Source organism: Variovorax sp. GW821-FHT06D12 (assembly GCF_059419205.1).
Map to the genome: position 1 here is coordinate 44,898 of NZ_JBWKRI010000006.1, position 15,247 is coordinate 60,144.

Sequence of the window (15,247 nt, forward strand, 5' to 3'; positions counted from 1 at the left end):
CGCGCCGCCGGAAGATGAGCGCTCCCCTACCAGGAGCCCACCGTGACCGCGACGAAGCCACCGTCTTTTCATCAACGCCTGCTGCACGCCCTGCACGACTGGCGCCGCCGCGCCGTGACACGCCGCCGCGCCCGCGACGACGTGCAACTGCTGGCCGGCATGAGCGACCACGACCTGCGCGACCTGGGCATCGGCCGCAGCGAAGTGCCCGAGCTGGTCGACCGCAACCGCTACTGACCCGCCCGGCCCCGCCTGCGGCTTCTTCAGGAAGCCGCGGGCGATTTGAGGTTCAATCCGGGGCGTGCCCTCCACCGCCTCCCCCGCCCTTCTTTCCATCGAACTCACCTCGCCGCAGTCCGTCGACGGACGGCGCGCGGCCTTCCAGTCGCTGTGGCTGCTGGTGCGCATGCAGCACGCCCATGCCCGCGGCGGCGACAGCGGCGTCGTGCGGCTGGCCGACCTGCGCGGCGAGGTGTCCGACGCCAGCACGCTGCGCATGGTCGTGAGCCGCGCGTTCCGCGACTTCAAGGCCTGGGGCCTGGAGGTCGGCTGGGGCGAAGACCTGCAGCGCGAGCCGCGCTTTCTCAACGCCGAGCGGCGCAGCCAAGGTCCGTTCTGGCTGCCGGCCGCGCAGGCCAAGCGCCTGCGCCTGCTCGTGGACAACCGCCCGGCCACCGCCGCCGAGGTGGCGTCGTTCCTCGGCCTGCGTTCGCGCAAGGCGCAGGCCGCCGGCGCGATCACGCCGCCCGACGCCGTGCACCTGCAGGACGCCGCCTTCTGGAAACAGCTGGTCGCCTCGCAGCAGGCTGCGCGGCAGGGCCGGCTGATGTCGCCGGTGGCAGGCGGAACCGGCGGCAGCGCGCTCGAAGCCATCCGCCTGGCCGGCACGCTGGCCGCGAGCGACTTCCAGCGCGCGCTGGTCACGCTCAACGAGGCCATGCTGTGGCGCCGGCTCGGCGACAACGAGCAGGCGCGCCGGCGGCTGCAGGCGCTCAAGAAGCAGCGGCTCGCGCACCACGTGGCGGGCAACGACTACCTGGGCGCGATGGAGTGCATCGTCTCGGCCTGGTGCGCCTACACCGCGCGCGACCTGCCGCTGGCGCAGTCGCTGCTGGGCGGCATGGCCGAGGACCCGGCGCGCGCGCTGGTGCTGCGCCACCACCCCGACGTGCGCTTCGAGTGGTGCAACCTGTGGGCCCTGGCCTGCCGCTCGCGCGCCCTCGCACTGGCCGCCGACGACCGCCCGGCTGCCGCCGCGCTGGCCGAAGAGTCGCTGCAGCGCTTCGGCGAAGCGCTGGCCGCGGCTTTCGAATCGCACTCCTTCGATGCGGCGCAGCACGTGGCGGCCAACATGGGCATGGCCGCATGGCTGTTCGACCGCGTGGGCCTGGGCGACCTGCCGGCGCTCGCACACGACGGTCACCGGGCCGACACCACGCGCCGCGCAGTGCAATGGATCGCCTTCAGCGAATGGCTGTGCGGCCACACCGACGGCCAGGGCCGCTCGGCATGGAACGCGATCTACCTGATGCGCATCGCGCGCGGCCACTGCAAACCAGAGACGCAACCCACGCTCGCGCAGTTCCGCGCACAGAAGCCGCTCGACCCGGCCGCGATCTCGAAGCTCGCGGGCCCGCTCGCCGACGCCTTCGACATCGCGAACTGGCCCGCACGCTGGGTCGACGTGGCGCAGGCGCGGCTGGCCGACCACCAGGCTGGGCGACGCCGCTATCCCGGCCTGCAGCAGGGCAGCTTGCTGTTCGAGCACGCGTGGTACGCGGCGCATGCAGGCGACCTGAAGGCGGCCGAGCACTCGCTGGGCCTGCTGCGCGAGGTGCTGCCGCAGCTGGTGCCGAGCGACCGCGCCTACTTCACCGAGTCGTGGAACGATGCGCTGCCGGCCGAGCTGGTGCTCGAAGCGAAACCACCGCGGCGGCCGTCGGCCCCTAGGAAGAAGGCGCACTGAGCGCCTGCTGCACGCGCTCGCGCAGCACCGGCAGCACCTCGCGCTCGAACCACGGGTGGTGCTGGAACCACGCGGTGTTGCGCGGCGACGGATGCGGCAGCGGAACGAAGCGCGGTGCGTAGTCCGCAAAGGCCTCGACGGTTTCGGTCACGCCGCCACGCGCGGTCTTGCCAAGGAAGTGGCGCTGCGCGTACTGGCCGATGAGCAAGGTCAGCGCGATGTGTGGCATCTGCGCCAGCAGGCGGTCGTGCCAGAGCGGCGCGCACTCCTTGCGCGGCGGCAGGTCGCCGCTCTTGCCGCGCCCTGGGTAGCAATAGCCCATCGGCACGATCGCGATGCGCGTCGCGTCGTAGAACAGCTCGCGGTCGATGCCGAGCCAGCGGCGCAGCTGGTCGCCGCTCTTGTCGTTCCACGGCACGCCGGTCTGGTGCACCGTGAGGCTGGGCGCCTGGCCGACGATCAGCAGCCGCGCGCTCGCACTGGCCTGCACGATCGGGCGCGGCCCGAGCGGCAGGTGCGCCTCGCATGCGCGGCAGGCGCGGATGTCGGCGAGCAGCGCATCCACGGTGCTGAAAACTAGTCGGCGAACGGACGGAAGAAGGCGTTCAGCTCGGTGCCCGGCGTGGCATCGGCAAAGCCGTCGAAGCGGCCCTGCTCGGCCAGCGTGCGCGCGGCGCGGATGAAGCCGCCCCAGGCCGCGCGCGCCATGCCGCCGCCCACGCTCACGCGGCGTACGCCGAGCGCGGCGATGTCCGCCATCGTGAGCTCGCTGGTCGCGCCGACCAGCAGGTTGACCGGCTTGGGCGCGACGGCGGCCACCACGGCCGCGATCTGCTCGCGCGTCTTGATGCCGGGCGCGTAGAGGCAGTCGGCGCCGGCCTCGGCGTACGCACGCAGGCGCGCGATGGCGTCGTCCAGGTCAGGGCGGTTGGCAAAGAAATTCTCGGCGCGGCCCACGAGCAGCGCGTCGCCGCCCGCCGCGTCGATGGCCCGGCGCGCGGCGCGCAGGCGCTCGACCGCGACGTCGATGGGGAACAGCGGATCGTCGGGGTTGCCCGTCGAGTCCTCGATCGACAGGCCCGCCACGCCGGTCTCGACCGCGAGGCGCACGCTCTCGGCCACGCCCTGCGCGTCGGTGGCGAAGCCGTTCTCGAAGTCGGCGTTCACCGGCAGGTCGGTGGCGGCCACGAGTTCACGCAGGTGCGCGAGGATCTGGTCGCGCGATAGGGCGCCGTCGGCATGGCCCTGCGACCACGCGAAGCCCGAGCTGGTGGTGGCCAGCGCCTGGTAGCCCAGGCCTTCGAGGTAGCGCGCGCTGCCGGTGTCCCAGGGGTTGGGAATGACGAAGCAGCCTTGGGTATGAAGCGCGCGAAAGTCGGCGCGCTTCTGCGCGATGGAGCGGGTCATGAGAGCCTCATCTTTCCTTCGGGGTTCAGGGAGGGGTTGCGGCCACCGGTGCAGCCGCGAGGATGTGTGCCGCGAGCACGGCGAACTGGTCGGTGCGGACCTCGCTGCGTTGGAACCAGCCCTTGCTGTTGTCGACACGGTGCACCACGACGAGGTCGCGCTTGCGATCGACCATCATGAACTGGCCGCCGGCACCCACGGCCAGGAGCAACTGGTTAGGCCCGCGCTGCCAGAACGGAAAGCCCTTGAGCGGCACCCACCACAGATAGCCATAGCCGCTCCAGCCGGGTCCGACGGTCGTGTACGAGGTGGTGCTTTCGGTCACCCAGCCGGCCGGGACGATGCGCTTGTCGTGCCACATGCCATCGCGCGCCATCAGCAGGCCGATGCGGGCCAGGTCGCGCGCCGACAGATGCATCACTTGGGCCGGGTGCTCGGAGCTGCGTTCGAGCCGGGACTCGGTGTCCTGCGAGTAGCGGAAATCCTGGAACTGCAACGGCTCGGCCAGGTCGGTCTTCAGCGCCTCGAAGACGCTGCGTCCGGTGCGGCGTTCGAAGATGGTGCCCAGCACGTTGGCGTCCCAGTTGTTGTAGTACCAGAACTCGCCCGGCGCATGGCTGCCCCGGGCCGGTCGCTCGGCCTTGGCCTGGGCGGTCTCGTAGGCGGCCGGATGGTAGACACCCGAGCGCAGCTGCAGCAGCTGCCGCACGGTGGCCGTGCGTTCGGTGTCGCTGAGCCCGTCCTTGTCGCCGATGCCGAGCTGGCCCAGCGTCTGGTCCAGGTCGATCTCGCCGCGGCCGACGTGAATGCCGTAGAGCACGCTCTGCACGCTCTTGCGCACCGAGGCCAGGTTCATCGGCTTGTCGATGTCGCCGTAGGCATGCACGAGCACGCCCTTGTCGATCACGAGGTAGGCGTCGGACTTGATCGATGCGGCAAACGCATCGGCCACCTTGAGCTTCGCTTCGGACCAGTGGCTCGGTTCAGCCACGCTCGGGATGGCCCACTGCGCGGCGGGGAACACACCGGCCGCGGGCACGGCGTGCGCGGCGCACAGCAGCAGCACGGCAGACAGCGCGGTGCGCAACACGCCGGGCAAGAAACTGCGCGGAAGACCGGCCATGGGCATCTCGACTCCTGAAAGTCGTGCGCCTTGGAAACGACGTGGGAACCTGGGGGCTGCGGGGCCCGGCGCGACGAGCCTCGCATTCTGACGCAGCGACGCCAGCCTTGCTGCCTCAGCACTCCACCACGTTCACCGCAAGCCCCCCCAGCGAGGTCTCCTTGTACGTGGACTTCATGTCCTCGCCGGTCTGCTTCATGGTGCGGATCACGGCGTCGAGCGAGACGTAGTGGCTGCCGTCGCCGCGCAGCGCCATGCGCGAGGCGTTGATGGCCTTCACGGCGCCCATCGCGTTGCGTTCCACGCAGGGGATCTGCACCATGCCGCCGACCGGGTCGCAGGTCAGGCCCAGGTTGTGCTCCATGCCGATCTCGGCCGCGTTCTCGACCTGCGCGGGCGTGGCGCCGAGCACGGCGGCGAGCGCACCCGCCGCCATCGAGCAGGCCACGCCGACCTCGCCCTGGCAGCCGACCTCGGCGCCCGAGATGGAGGCGTTGGTCTTGTAGAGCATGCCGATGGCCGCGGCCGTGAGCAGGAAGTCGACGATGCCGTCGTCGCTGGCCTGCGGCACGAAGCGCTGGTAGTAGTGCATCACGGCGGGCACCACGCCGGCCGCGCCGTTGGTGGGCGCGGTGACGACACGGCCGCCGGCCGCGTTCTCCTCGTTCACCGCCATCGCGAAGGCGTTGACCCAGTCCATGGCCGCGAGCGGATCGGCGGCGCCGGCCTGCGCCAGCAGCTCGCGGTGCAGCTCGGGCGCGCGGCGGCGCATGCGCAGCGGGCCGGGCAGCGCCTGCGCGGCCAGCGGGTTGTCGATGCCGAAGCCGCGCTGCACGCACTGCTGCATCACGCCCCAGATGCGCAGCAGGCCCGCGCGCACCTCGGCCTCGGGCCGCCACACGCATTCGTTGCGCAGCACCAGGGTGGCCACGGAGATGCCGTGCGCATGGCACTGCGCCATGAGTTCGTCGCCGGTGGTGAAGGGATGCGGCACGGCCGCCGCCGCGGCGGCCGTTTGCGCCACCGCCTGCCCGCCCTCGACGACGAAGCCGCCGCCGACCGAGAAGTAGGTGCCTTCGGCCAGCACGGCGCCGTCGGCCGCGAAAGCCGTGAAGCGCATCGCGTTCGGGTGCTCGGGCAGCGACTCTTCGCCGCGAAAGGCGATGTCGCGCACGCGGTCGAAGGCGATGGGCGTGGTGCCCAGTAGCGCAAGCTGGCCGCTGCGGCGCAGCGCGTCGAGGCGCGGCTGCACGGTCTCGGGTCGCACGGTGTCGGGCGCGTCGCCGAAGAGGCCCAGGATCACGCCCTGGTCGGTCGCGTGGCCGTGGCCGGTGGCGCCGAGCGAGCCGAACAGGTCGACGTGCAGGCGCGCCACCTGCGCGAGCAGGCCGCGCCGTTCGAGCGATTGCGCGAACAGCAGCGCGGCGCGCATCGGCCCGACGGTGTGCGAACTGGACGGCCCGATGCCGATCTTGAAGATGTCGAAGGCGGAGAGCATCAGCGCATCATGCGACCGGAAGCTGCTGTTTGACCAGCGCCACCCAGTAGGCCGCACCGAGCGGCAGGATGTTGTCGTTGAAGTCGTAGTACGGGTTGTGCACGTTCGGGTCGTTCGGGCCCTCGCCCGCGCCGATGCCGATGTAGGCGCCGGGGCGCTTCTGCAGCATGAAGGCGAAGTCTTCCGAGCCCATGGCCGGCGGGATGTCGGTGTGCACCTGCTCGAGCTCGACCAGGCTGGCCGCCGCCGCGATGGCCGCGTCGGTCTCGGCCGGCGTGTTGACCACGCCGGGGTAGCCGCGGCGGTACTCCAGCGCCACCTTGGCGCCATGCGTGGCGGCCACGCCGTCGCAGATCTGCTGCATCGCCGCCTGGGTCTTGTCCTGGATGGCGGCGTCGAGCGTGCGCACGGTGCCGCGCAGCACCACGGTTTCGGGAATGACGTTCCAGGTGTCGCCGCCGTGGATCTGCGTGACGCTGACCACGGCCGCGTCGGTGGCGCCGGTGCGCCGGCTCACGATGGTCTGCAGCGCGTTGATGAGCTGGGCCGAGATCACCACCGAGTCGATGCCGGTCTCGGGCATGGCGCCGTGGGCGCCCTTGCCGGTGATGACGATCTCGAAGGTGTCGAGAAAGGCCGTCATGGTGCCCTTGCGGATCGCGAAGCGCCCGCGCGGCAGGCTCGGGAAGTTGTGCATGCCGTAGACGGCGTCGGCCGGGAACTGGTCGAACAGGCCCTCTTCCACCATCACGCGGCCGCCGCCTTCGTTTTCTTCGGCAGGCTGGAACACGAAGTGCACCGTGCCCTGGAAGGGCTTGTGGCGCGACAGGTGCTCGGCCGCGCCCAGCAGCATGGCCGTGTGGCCGTCGTGGCCGCAGGCGTGCATCTTGCCGGCGCACTTCGAGGCATGGGCCTGCGTGCCCAGCTCCTGCATGTTGAGCGCGTCGAGGTCGGCGCGCAGCGCGATGCTGGGGCCCTCGCCGTTCTTCAGCGTGCCGACCACGCCGGTGCCGGCCAGGCCGCGGTGCACGGGCAGGCCCATGAGCATCAGCGCATTGGCCACCACGTTGGCGGTGCGGTGCTCTTCGAAGGCGGTCTCGGGGTTGGCGTGGATGTCGCGGCGCCAGCTGAGCATGCGGGCACGGGTGTCTTCGGCAATCTCGGGGTCGCGGTACATGGCGTGAATCTCTCGTGGGATGAAATCAGTGGAAGAACTCGGCGATCAATGTCGCGCCGAGGAAGGTGCCGGCGGTGGCGGTGAGCGACACCACCACGATGCGCCAGCCGAGGCGGCGGAACACGGGCAGGTCTTTCGCGACCGAGAAGCCGGCCAGCGCCAGCACCGGCGTGGTGAAGGCCAGGAAGTTGAGCTTGGCGGTGATCGCGATCAGCGCGTCGGAGAACGGGAACAGGCCCGGGATGCCGACCACGGTGGCCACCACCGAGAGCACCAGCACCATCGGCAGGCGCGGCACGAAGCGCTTGATGGCTTCGACGGCGCCGGCAATCGCCACCACGGCGAGCACGCCTTCGAGCGACACCAGCACCGGCACTTTGTAGGTCACGGCATTGCCGATGAGCACGCCGCCGCCCACCACCAGCCAGGCCAGCAGCGTGTCGCGCAGCGAGGTCGGCGCGGCGTGGGCCACGTCGGCGCTCGAGACGTTCGCGCCCGCGTCCACGGCGGCGCCTTGTTGTGCGCCATGCTTCGAGAAGCGGCCCAGCACCGGCTCCAGCTTGCCGTAGAGCCACGAGCACAACGGCAGCGACAGGAACAGCGTGAAGTAGAAGCCGGCCACGGTGGTCAGCAGGTTCGACGCGGCGGCAATCGCCGTGAGTTGCGGCAGCATCTCGGGCGGGCTCTGCGCGGCGATGGCGCCCAGCGCCGCCGCCATCAGGCTGCCCGAGCCCACGCCGGCGCCCATGGCCAGCGAGCGCGGGTCGAAGATGTGCAGGCTGGCGATGAAGCCCGCCAGCACCGCGATGAAGAGCGCGCCCAGCACGGTGCCGGTGATGTACTCGGCCAGCACGCCGCGGCCTTCGGGCGAGGCCATGCCGTACTTCTCGCCGATGATCACGAGGTTGCCCTCGCGGCCCACCGAGAAGGTGGCGCCCACGGCCTCGCGCTTGATGCCCAGCAGCAGCGCCAGCGGCAGGCCCAGCGCCAGGGTGCCCAGCGCATGGCCGAACTCCTGGAACAGCAGCGCCCAGCCGGCCTGCTTCACCTGCGGCAGCGCGGCGCCGACCGTGAGGCCCAGCTTCACCACGAACAGCAGCAGGCCCGCGTTGAGCAGGCCGCCGGCCAGCGACTGCTGCGCCGTGGCCACGCGCACCACGCCCGGCACGCGCCGGTGTGCGATGCCCCAGGCGGCGGCCATGAGCAGTGCCCACAGCATCGGCAGCAGCACCACCTTGCCGGGGCCGACGCTGAACTGCGTCGGGCCGATGAGTTCGGCCACGGCCACGAGGACCAGGGTGACGACGAGGAGCTTGAATTTGCCGGCGGCGCTGGAAGGCGCTACGGCTGCAATCGTGGAGGCAGCGGAGGTCATGGGTGGGCGTTTTCGAGGGGTGCCGGCGAGTTTCAGGCGGCGAGCCTCTTGCATCAATGACCGCAAATAAGGATATTCGTTGCATTGAATGCAACACTCGGAGACGACCGCCATGGACGACAAGCTCGACACCCGCCGGGTGCGCTACTTCATGCAGGTGCTCGACAGCGGCTCGGTGCGCGGCGCGGCCGACGTGCTCGACATGGACCCGTCGGCCGTGAGCCGCGCCATCGGCATCCTCGAAACCGAATGCGGCCTGCCGCTGCTGGAGCGCCACGGACGCGGCGTGGTGCCCACCGACGCGGGCCAGCTGCTGGCCAGCTACGTGCGAAGGCAGCAGGGGCAGAAGCAGCACCTGCTGGCGCAGATGGACAGCATCCGCAAGATCGAGAGCGGCCACATCGACATCGTGGCCGGCGAAGGCTATGTCGACTGGCTCATGCGGCACAGCCTGCGCATCTTCATGGCCAGCCACCCGAAGATCACGGTGAACCTGGACGTGGCCAGCACCGACGAGATCGTGCGCCGCGTGATCGAGGAGCGCGCCCACATCGGCATGCTGTTCCAGCCGCCGAAGGACGAGCGGCTCACCTCGCACCAGTCGCACGCGCAGCCGATCCAGGCCATGGTGCTGGGCTCGCACCCGCTCGCGCAGCTCGATCGCCCGCTGAAGCTGGCCGACCTGCTGCCCTACCCCGGCGCCACGCTGCACCGCAACTTCGGCGTGCGCCAGCACATTGAGGCGGCCGAGATCAGTGAGGGCGTGCGGCTGCCCGCACTGCTGACCACCACCTCGTTCAGCGCGTTGGGCCACTTCGTGTCGGCAGGCCTGGGCTACACGCTGGGCACGCGCATCTCGCTCACGCCCAATGCCGACCACCCGTCGCTGGTCGAGCTGCCAATGAAGAACCCGCTGCTGTCGCAGGGGCGCTCGCACATCGTGTCGCGCCACGGCCGCCTGCTGCCGCCGGCCGCGGCGACGCTGCTGCGCCAGGTGGTGGCGGACATGAAGCGCTATGCCGATTCGATCGCGGGCACGGGCATCGGCAAGCCCCGTGCGAGCACGCGCGGGCGCGGCGCGACGGGTTGAAGGGCATGGGGGCTTGCGTTGCGTGCGCGCACGGTTCGGTGTTCTGATCGGAGCCCATGTCCTACCTCGCTCCCCTCTTCATTCACCTGCTGTGCGCCGCCTTCTGGGTCGGCGGCATGGCCGTCATGCACTTCGCCGTGCGCCCCGCCGCCGTCGCCACGCTGGAGCCGCCGCTGCGCCTGCGCATGATGGCCGCGACGCTGCGGCGTTTCTTCATCGGAGTGGACGCGTCGGTCACGCTGCTGTTCGTGAGCGGCTTCGCGATGATCCTCGCGACCGGTGGCTTTCGCGCCGTGCACTGGCGCGTCGAGGCCATGATGGGCATCGCGCTCGTGATGGCGGCGGTCTATGTCTACATCCGCGCCTCGGTGTTCCGCGCGCTGCGCCGCGCGGTGGACGACAACGCCTGGCCCGTGGCGGCCGCGCGGCTGAACACCGTGCGCCAGCTGGTGACGCTGAACCTCGCGCTGGGCGTGGTGGTGTTCGCGGTGGCGGTGATGGGGCGCGGCGGCTAGCCGTTGCCGCGGTCGAATTCGACCTGCGGCTCGCCCGTGCAAAGCACGGAAACGCAATCGGTGAATCCGGCCACCAGGTATTCGTGCACATCGCCGTAGAACAGCCCGACACAGCTGCCGGGCCGCGCCGACTCCTGCGACAGCCAGCCACCCGACTGAATGGAGAACACCCAGCCGTTCGGCAAGGAGCACGCGGGCCAGTACTCGCCGAGATCGCGCTCGTCCATGACGCGGTAGGCCACCACATCGTCGAAGCGGACCCGGAGAGACGCGTCGCTTGTTGCGTCCTGGGCGACGACCGTGAGTTGCTTCACCGCATAGTCGACACGCACGATCTCCCAGGTGCCTTCGCCATCGAATGCAGTGGGTACCGCGACGGCCTCGACCTTGACCGTTTCAGTCATCGGCCGACGGCCCTCAGCGTTCGCCCAGCACCGCGCCGTCCACCGGCTTCTGCAGCCACTGCGCGATGTCTTCGCCCAGCTTGTAGGTGACGACACCGACCATGCTGCAGGTGCTGCGCGGCATGCCGAAGTAGATGAACATCTGGCGCTGCGCCGTGAACTTGGCGGGCGCCGCGCCGTCGCGCTCCAGCGTGCCGCGCAGCTGGACGATCTTGGGGCCGCCGTAGAGGCCGCCCGCGTTCGCGAGCAGGTCGGTGATTTCCAGCTTCAGCACGGGCACGCCCTGCGCATGGGCGGGCAGCGGCGGTGCGAGCAGGAACTCGTAGGGCGCGAGCAGCTGGTCCTGCACGGCCTGGCGCAGCGAGGCCGGCACGTCGCACGAATCATCCGCCTTCGACAGCGCGACGCCCTTGGCAGTGGTGCCGTAGGCCACGGGCGCCATGACCACGCTGTTGCGCGCCGTGGCCTCGGGCGGCGGGGGTTCGGGTGCGGCGGGCTGGCGCGTGCCGCAGGCGGCCAGCAGCGAGGCGGCGCCCGCGAGTGCAAGAAGCCGCGCGGCAACGCGCGCGGCGAACGGATGTTCGGTCATGTGGAATCCCCCTGAATGATTTGTTCCGCGCCAGGTGGCGCGCGCCGATTCTGCGTCAGCAGCGGCTTGCGCAATGCGCCGCAGAGTCTAGGCCGCGGGGCCCTTCAGCTCGACGCCGTTGCCATCGGGATCTTCGATGTAGATCGAAGGACCACTGCCCTCGGCTCCGAAGTTGTTCTGCACCTCGCCCTGCACCGGCACGCCGTGCCGCGCCATGCGCGCGCGGATCGCGGCCTCGTCGAAAGGCTCGATGCGCAAACACAGGTGATCGACGTTGCGGCCCTCGCGCCCGGCCAGCGCGCCGCCCTGGCGGCCCAGCTTGCCGTCGTGCGTGACGAGGTCGATGAGGCTGCTGCCGGCGCGCAGGTGCACGAGGCCGAGGTCGTCGCGGCGCTTCTCGAGCGTGCAGCCGAGCACCTCGCAATAGAAGGCCATGGACCGCGCGGCGTCGCGCACGCGCAGCACGACGTGGTCGATGCGCAGCACCGCGAACGGGGCCGCATCGGCTGCGGAAGCAACAGGGGACGAAGCAGGCGGGCGCGTCATGCCCGCCAGTGTGTCAGAGCACCCCGGCCGCGCGCAATGCCTCGAAGCGCGAGGCGTCGACGCCCATTTCGGCCAGCACCTCCTGCGTGTGCTGTCCGAGCGCGGGCGGTGCGCGGCGCAGCACGGGCGGCGTGGCCGTGAGGCGCAACGGGCTCGCCACGCCGGTGATGCTGGCGATGCCGTCGCCTGCATCGCGCGGCAGCGTGACGGCCAGGCCGCGCGCCTGGACCTGCGCGTCATCGAAGGCCTGCGCGATGTCGTTGATGGGACCGCAGGGCACGGCCTTGTCTTCGAGCAGCGCAACCCAGTCGGCGGTGGTGCGGGTGCGCGTGAGCTCTTCCATCATCGGGATCAGCACGCCGCGGTGTTTCACGCGCAGCGTGTTGGTCGCAAAGCGTTCGTCGGCGGCCCACCCGGCGTGGCCGGCGGCTTCGCAGAAACGCGCGAACTGGCCGTTGTTGCCGATGGCCAGCAGCATCGCGCCGTCCTGCGTCGGAAAGTCCTGGTAAGGCGCGAGGCTCGGGTGCGTGTTGCCCTGGCGGCCCGGCGCCTTGCCGGTGTTGAGAAAAGCGCTCGCCTGGTTGGCGAGGATGGCCATGCCCACGTCGAGCAGCGCCATGTCGATGTGCTGGCCTTCGCCGGTGCGGTCGCGCACCTGCAGCGCCGCGAGGATGGCGGTGCTTGCGTACACGCCCGTGAACAGGTCGGTGAGCGCCACGCCCACGCGCAGCGGGCCACCGCCGGGTTCGCCGTCGGGGCGGCCGGTGATGCTCATCATGCCGGTCATGGCCTGGATCATCAGGTCGTAGCCCGCGCGCTCGGCGTAGGGGCCGTCGTGGCCGAAGCCGGTCACGCTGCAATAGATCAGGCGCGGGTTGGTCGCGCGCAGGCTTTCCTGGTCGAGGCCGTACTGCTTCAGGCCGCCGGTCTTGAAGTTTTCGACCACGATGTCGGCCTGCGCCGCCATCTGCTGCAGCAGCGCCTGCCCTTCGGGCGTGGCCATGTCGATGGTGACCGAACGCTTGTTGCGGTTGCAGGAGGTGAAGTAGCTGGCCTGGTCGGTGTCGTGGCCGTTCGCGTCCTTCACGAAGGGCGGACCCCAGGTGCGCGTGTCGTCGCCGACGCCGGGGCGTTCGATCTTGACGACATCGGCGCCCAGGTCCGCGAGGATCTGCGTGCACCACGGGCCCGCGAGCACGCGGGACAGATCGAGGACCTTGATGCCGTCGAGTGCTGCGGGCTTGGTGCTCATGCGTTCGTTCAGTTGGCGAAAGCTGCGATGCCGGTGATGGCGCGGCCCAGGATCAGCGCGTGGATGTCGTGCGTGCCTTCGTAGGTGTTGACCACTTCGAGGTTCACCAGGTGGCGGGCCACGCCGAACTCGTCGCTGATGCCGTTGCCGCCCATCATGTCGCGCGCCATGCGGGCGATGTCCAGCGACTTGCCGCAGTTGTTGCGCTTCATGATCGAGGTGATTTCCACCGCGGCAATGCCTTCGTCCTTCATGCGGCCCAGGCGCAGGCTGCCTTGCAGGCCCAGCGTGATCTCGGTCTGCATGTCGGCCAGCTTCTTTTGAATGAGCTGGTTGGCGGCGAGCGGGCGGCCGAACTGCTTGCGGTCCAGCGTGTACTGGCGGGCGCGGTGCCAGCAGTCTTCGGCGGCACCGATGGCGCCCCACGAGATGCCGTAGCGGGCGCTGTTCAGGCAGGTGAACGGGCCCTTGAGGCCTTGCACTTCGGGGAAGGCGTTTTCTTCAGGGCAGAACACGCCGTCCATGACGATTTCGCCGGTGATGCTGGCGCGCAGGCCGACCTTGCCATGGATGGCGGGAGCGCTCAGGCCCTTCATGCCCTTTTCGAGCACGAAGCCGCGGATCGGGCCGACCGTGCCGCTTTCGCTGACTTCCTTGGCCCACACCACGAACACGTCGGCGATGGGCGAGTTGCTGATCCACATCTTCGAGCCGCTGAGCGAATAGCCGCCCGGCACCTTCTTGGCGCGCGTGGCCATGCTGCCGGGGTCGGAGCCGTGGTCGGGTTCGGTCAGGCCGAAGCAGCCGATCCATTCGCCGGTGGCGAGCTTGGGCAGGAACTTCTGCTTCTGCGCTTCGGTGCCGAATTCGAAGATCGGCACCATCACCAGCGAGCTCTGCACGCTGGCCATCGAGCGGTAGCCCGAATCGACGCGCTCGACTTCGCGGGCGATCAGGCCGTAGGCCACGTAGTTCAGGCCGGGGCCGCCGTACTGCTCGGGGATCGTCGGGCCGAGCAGGCCGAGCGCGCCCATTTCGCGAAAGATGGCGGGGTCGGTTTCGCCGGTACGGAAACCTTCGATGACGCGGGGCGCCAGGCGCTCCTGGCAGTAGGCGTTGGCCGCGTCGCGGATCATGCGTTCTTCGTCGGTCAGTTGCTGGTCGAGAAGAAGGGGGTCGTCCCAGTGGAATTGCGCTTTGGCGGCCATGTGGATGTCTCCGGAAAAGGAAGAAGAAACAAAAGAAGGGGGAATGCGGTCGATCGTAGCCACGCAGGAGGCCCGGCGCAAACGATGAATCCTCACCCAGATATGCGTCTGACGCACATCTTGAGAGATACATCTTGTTGATTTACTGGTGAAACCAGAACGCCAGTCATACACTCCCGGCATACATGCGCCGCAAGATCCCGCCCCTGCAGACCCTCGTGTGCTTCGACGCGGCCGCGCGCCACGAGAGCTACACCCGCGCCGCGCAGGAACTGGCGCTCACGCAGAGCGCGGTGTCGCGCCAGGTCGGGGCGCTCGAGGCCTTCCTGGGCGTGGCGCTGTTCCGCCGCACGCGGCACGGCGTGGCGCTCACGGCCAGCGGCGCCGCCTACGCGCGCCAGATCGCCCGCCGCCTGGAGGCCATGGAGCGCGACACGCTCGACGCCATGGCGCATCAGGGCGAAGGCGGGTCGCTGTCGCTGGCCGCGGTGCCCACCTTCGCCACGCGCTGGCTGGTGCCGCGCCTGCGCGGTTTTGCAGCGCTGCAGCCCGACGTGGTGGTGCACATCGAGACGCGCACCCGCCCCTTCCTCTTTGCCGACGCGGAGTTCGACGCCGCGCTGTACGCCGGCACGCCCGCGCAGGTCGAGAACTGGGCCGGCACGCGCGCGCTGCTGCTCATGCATGAAGACGTGGTGCCCGTGTGCAGCCCTTCGCTGCTGCCCCACGGCAAGGCCGTGTCGCCCGCGGCCATCGCGCGGATGCCGCTGCTGCAACAGAGCACGCGCCCCGACGGCTGGCGCCAGTGGTTCGACGCGCAGCAGGTCGACGCCCCCACCGCCCGCGGCGGCCCGCGCTACGAGCTGTTCTCGATCCTCGCCGCCGCCGCCTCGCACGGCCTGGGCGTGGCGCTCATGCCGACCATGCTGGTGGCCGACGAGCTGGCGCGCGGCGAGCTGGTGGTGGCCTGTCCGCGGGCGCTGTCGGGGGAGCGCAGTTATTACCTTGTGACGCCGGAGCGGGCGGACCAGCGGCCGTTGTTGAAGTTGTTCAGTGATTGGCTGTTGGGGCAGGCGCGCGAAGGTTGAAGCAGCCAA

General features: G+C 70.1%; 16 protein-coding genes. 5 read left to right on the top strand and 11 right to left on the bottom strand.

The features are described 5' to 3' along the window. Positions 1-42: 42 nt before the first annotated feature. Together AC07SQ_RS19140 and AC07SQ_RS19145 are read left to right on the top strand one after the other, a co-directional pair. Positions 43-237, top strand: coding sequence for a YjiS-like domain-containing protein (locus tag AC07SQ_RS19140; RefSeq protein ID WP_495272530.1), 195 nt, complete (start codon positions 43-45; stop codon positions 235-237). A gap of 64 nt (positions 238-301) precedes the next feature. Further along, a complete protein-coding gene (locus tag AC07SQ_RS19145) occupies positions 302-1,966 on the top strand; it encodes a hypothetical protein (RefSeq protein WP_495272531.1) in 1,665 nt (554 codons plus the stop codon). Here AC07SQ_RS19145 and AC07SQ_RS19150 read toward each other — a convergent pair. The 6 genes from AC07SQ_RS19150 to AC07SQ_RS19175 all read right to left on the bottom strand — a co-directional run bounded on the left by AC07SQ_RS19150 (position 1,947) and on the right by AC07SQ_RS19175 (position 8,546). After that, entirely contained in the window at positions 1,947-2,531 is a 585-nt protein-coding gene (locus AC07SQ_RS19150; protein ID WP_495272532.1) for a uracil-DNA glycosylase family protein, read from the bottom strand. The genes AC07SQ_RS19145 and AC07SQ_RS19150 overlap by 20 nt on opposite strands. Before the next feature lie 11 nt (positions 2,532-2,542). Further along, entirely contained in the window at positions 2,543-3,373 is an 831-nt protein-coding gene (locus AC07SQ_RS19155) for an isocitrate lyase/PEP mutase family protein (protein WP_495272533.1), read from the bottom strand. 25 nt (positions 3,374-3,398) lie between these two features. Next, positions 3,399-4,496: a serine hydrolase domain-containing protein gene (locus AC07SQ_RS19160; RefSeq protein WP_495272534.1), complete on the bottom strand. Its 1,098-nt coding sequence runs from the start codon at positions 4,494-4,496 to the stop codon at positions 3,399-3,401. Positions 4,497-4,611: 115 nt separating this feature from the next. After that, positions 4,612-5,997 (bottom strand): L-serine ammonia-lyase, encoded by a 1,386-nt coding sequence (locus AC07SQ_RS19165; protein ID WP_495272741.1) that lies wholly within the window; start codon positions 5,995-5,997, stop codon positions 4,612-4,614. A 4-nt stretch (positions 5,998-6,001) separates the two neighbouring features. Beyond that, a complete protein-coding gene (locus AC07SQ_RS19170; protein ID WP_495272535.1) occupies positions 6,002-7,171 on the bottom strand; it encodes a M20 aminoacylase family protein in 1,170 nt (389 codons plus the stop codon). A gap of 25 nt (positions 7,172-7,196) precedes the next feature. Further along, the gene (locus AC07SQ_RS19175; protein WP_495272536.1) at positions 7,197-8,546 is read right to left on the bottom strand and encodes a DUF3100 domain-containing protein; all 1,350 of its coding nucleotides are present in this window, start codon (positions 8,544-8,546) and stop codon (positions 7,197-7,199) included. Between the two features lie 112 nt (positions 8,547-8,658). Here AC07SQ_RS19175 and AC07SQ_RS19180 point away from each other — a divergent pair, with 112 nt between their 5' ends. Together AC07SQ_RS19180 and AC07SQ_RS19185 are read left to right on the top strand one after the other, a co-directional pair. Continuing rightward, positions 8,659-9,636 (top strand): LysR family transcriptional regulator, encoded by a 978-nt coding sequence (locus AC07SQ_RS19180; protein ID WP_495272537.1) that lies wholly within the window; start codon positions 8,659-8,661, stop codon positions 9,634-9,636. 56 nt (positions 9,637-9,692) lie between these two features. Then, positions 9,693-10,151, top strand: coding sequence for a CopD family protein (locus AC07SQ_RS19185; RefSeq protein ID WP_369645803.1), 459 nt, complete (start codon positions 9,693-9,695; stop codon positions 10,149-10,151). On the opposite strand, the gene AC07SQ_RS19190 is transcribed toward AC07SQ_RS19185, so the two are convergent. From AC07SQ_RS19190 to AC07SQ_RS19210, 5 genes are all read right to left on the bottom strand, one after another. Continuing rightward, on the bottom strand, positions 10,148-10,555 hold the full coding sequence (locus AC07SQ_RS19190; RefSeq protein ID WP_495272538.1) for a hypothetical protein: 408 nt from the start codon (positions 10,553-10,555) through the stop codon (positions 10,148-10,150). The two genes, AC07SQ_RS19185 and AC07SQ_RS19190, sit on opposite strands and share 4 nt — an antisense overlap. Before the next feature lie 13 nt (positions 10,556-10,568). Continuing rightward, on the bottom strand, positions 10,569-11,144 hold the full coding sequence (locus AC07SQ_RS19195) for a hypothetical protein (RefSeq protein WP_495272539.1): 576 nt from the start codon (positions 11,142-11,144) through the stop codon (positions 10,569-10,571). Positions 11,145-11,231: 87 nt separating this feature from the next. Then, on the bottom strand, positions 11,232-11,690 hold the full coding sequence (locus AC07SQ_RS19200) for a VOC family protein (protein WP_495272540.1): 459 nt from the start codon (positions 11,688-11,690) through the stop codon (positions 11,232-11,234). Positions 11,691-11,703: 13 nt separating this feature from the next. Further along, complete coding sequence (locus tag AC07SQ_RS19205; RefSeq protein WP_495272541.1) at positions 11,704-12,942, bottom strand: CaiB/BaiF CoA transferase family protein; 1,239 nt, start codon at positions 12,940-12,942, stop codon at positions 11,704-11,706. An 8-nt stretch (positions 12,943-12,950) separates the two neighbouring features. Further along, positions 12,951-14,150: an acyl-CoA dehydrogenase gene (locus AC07SQ_RS19210; protein ID WP_093057036.1), complete on the bottom strand. Its 1,200-nt coding sequence runs from the start codon at positions 14,148-14,150 to the stop codon at positions 12,951-12,953. Between the two features lie 185 nt (positions 14,151-14,335). Between AC07SQ_RS19210 and AC07SQ_RS19215 the strand changes: the two genes are divergently transcribed. Then, positions 14,336-15,238, top strand: a complete 903-nt coding sequence (locus tag AC07SQ_RS19215) for a LysR substrate-binding domain-containing protein (RefSeq protein ID WP_495272542.1) — start codon at positions 14,336-14,338, stop codon at positions 15,236-15,238. Positions 15,239-15,247: the final 9 nt, after the last annotated feature.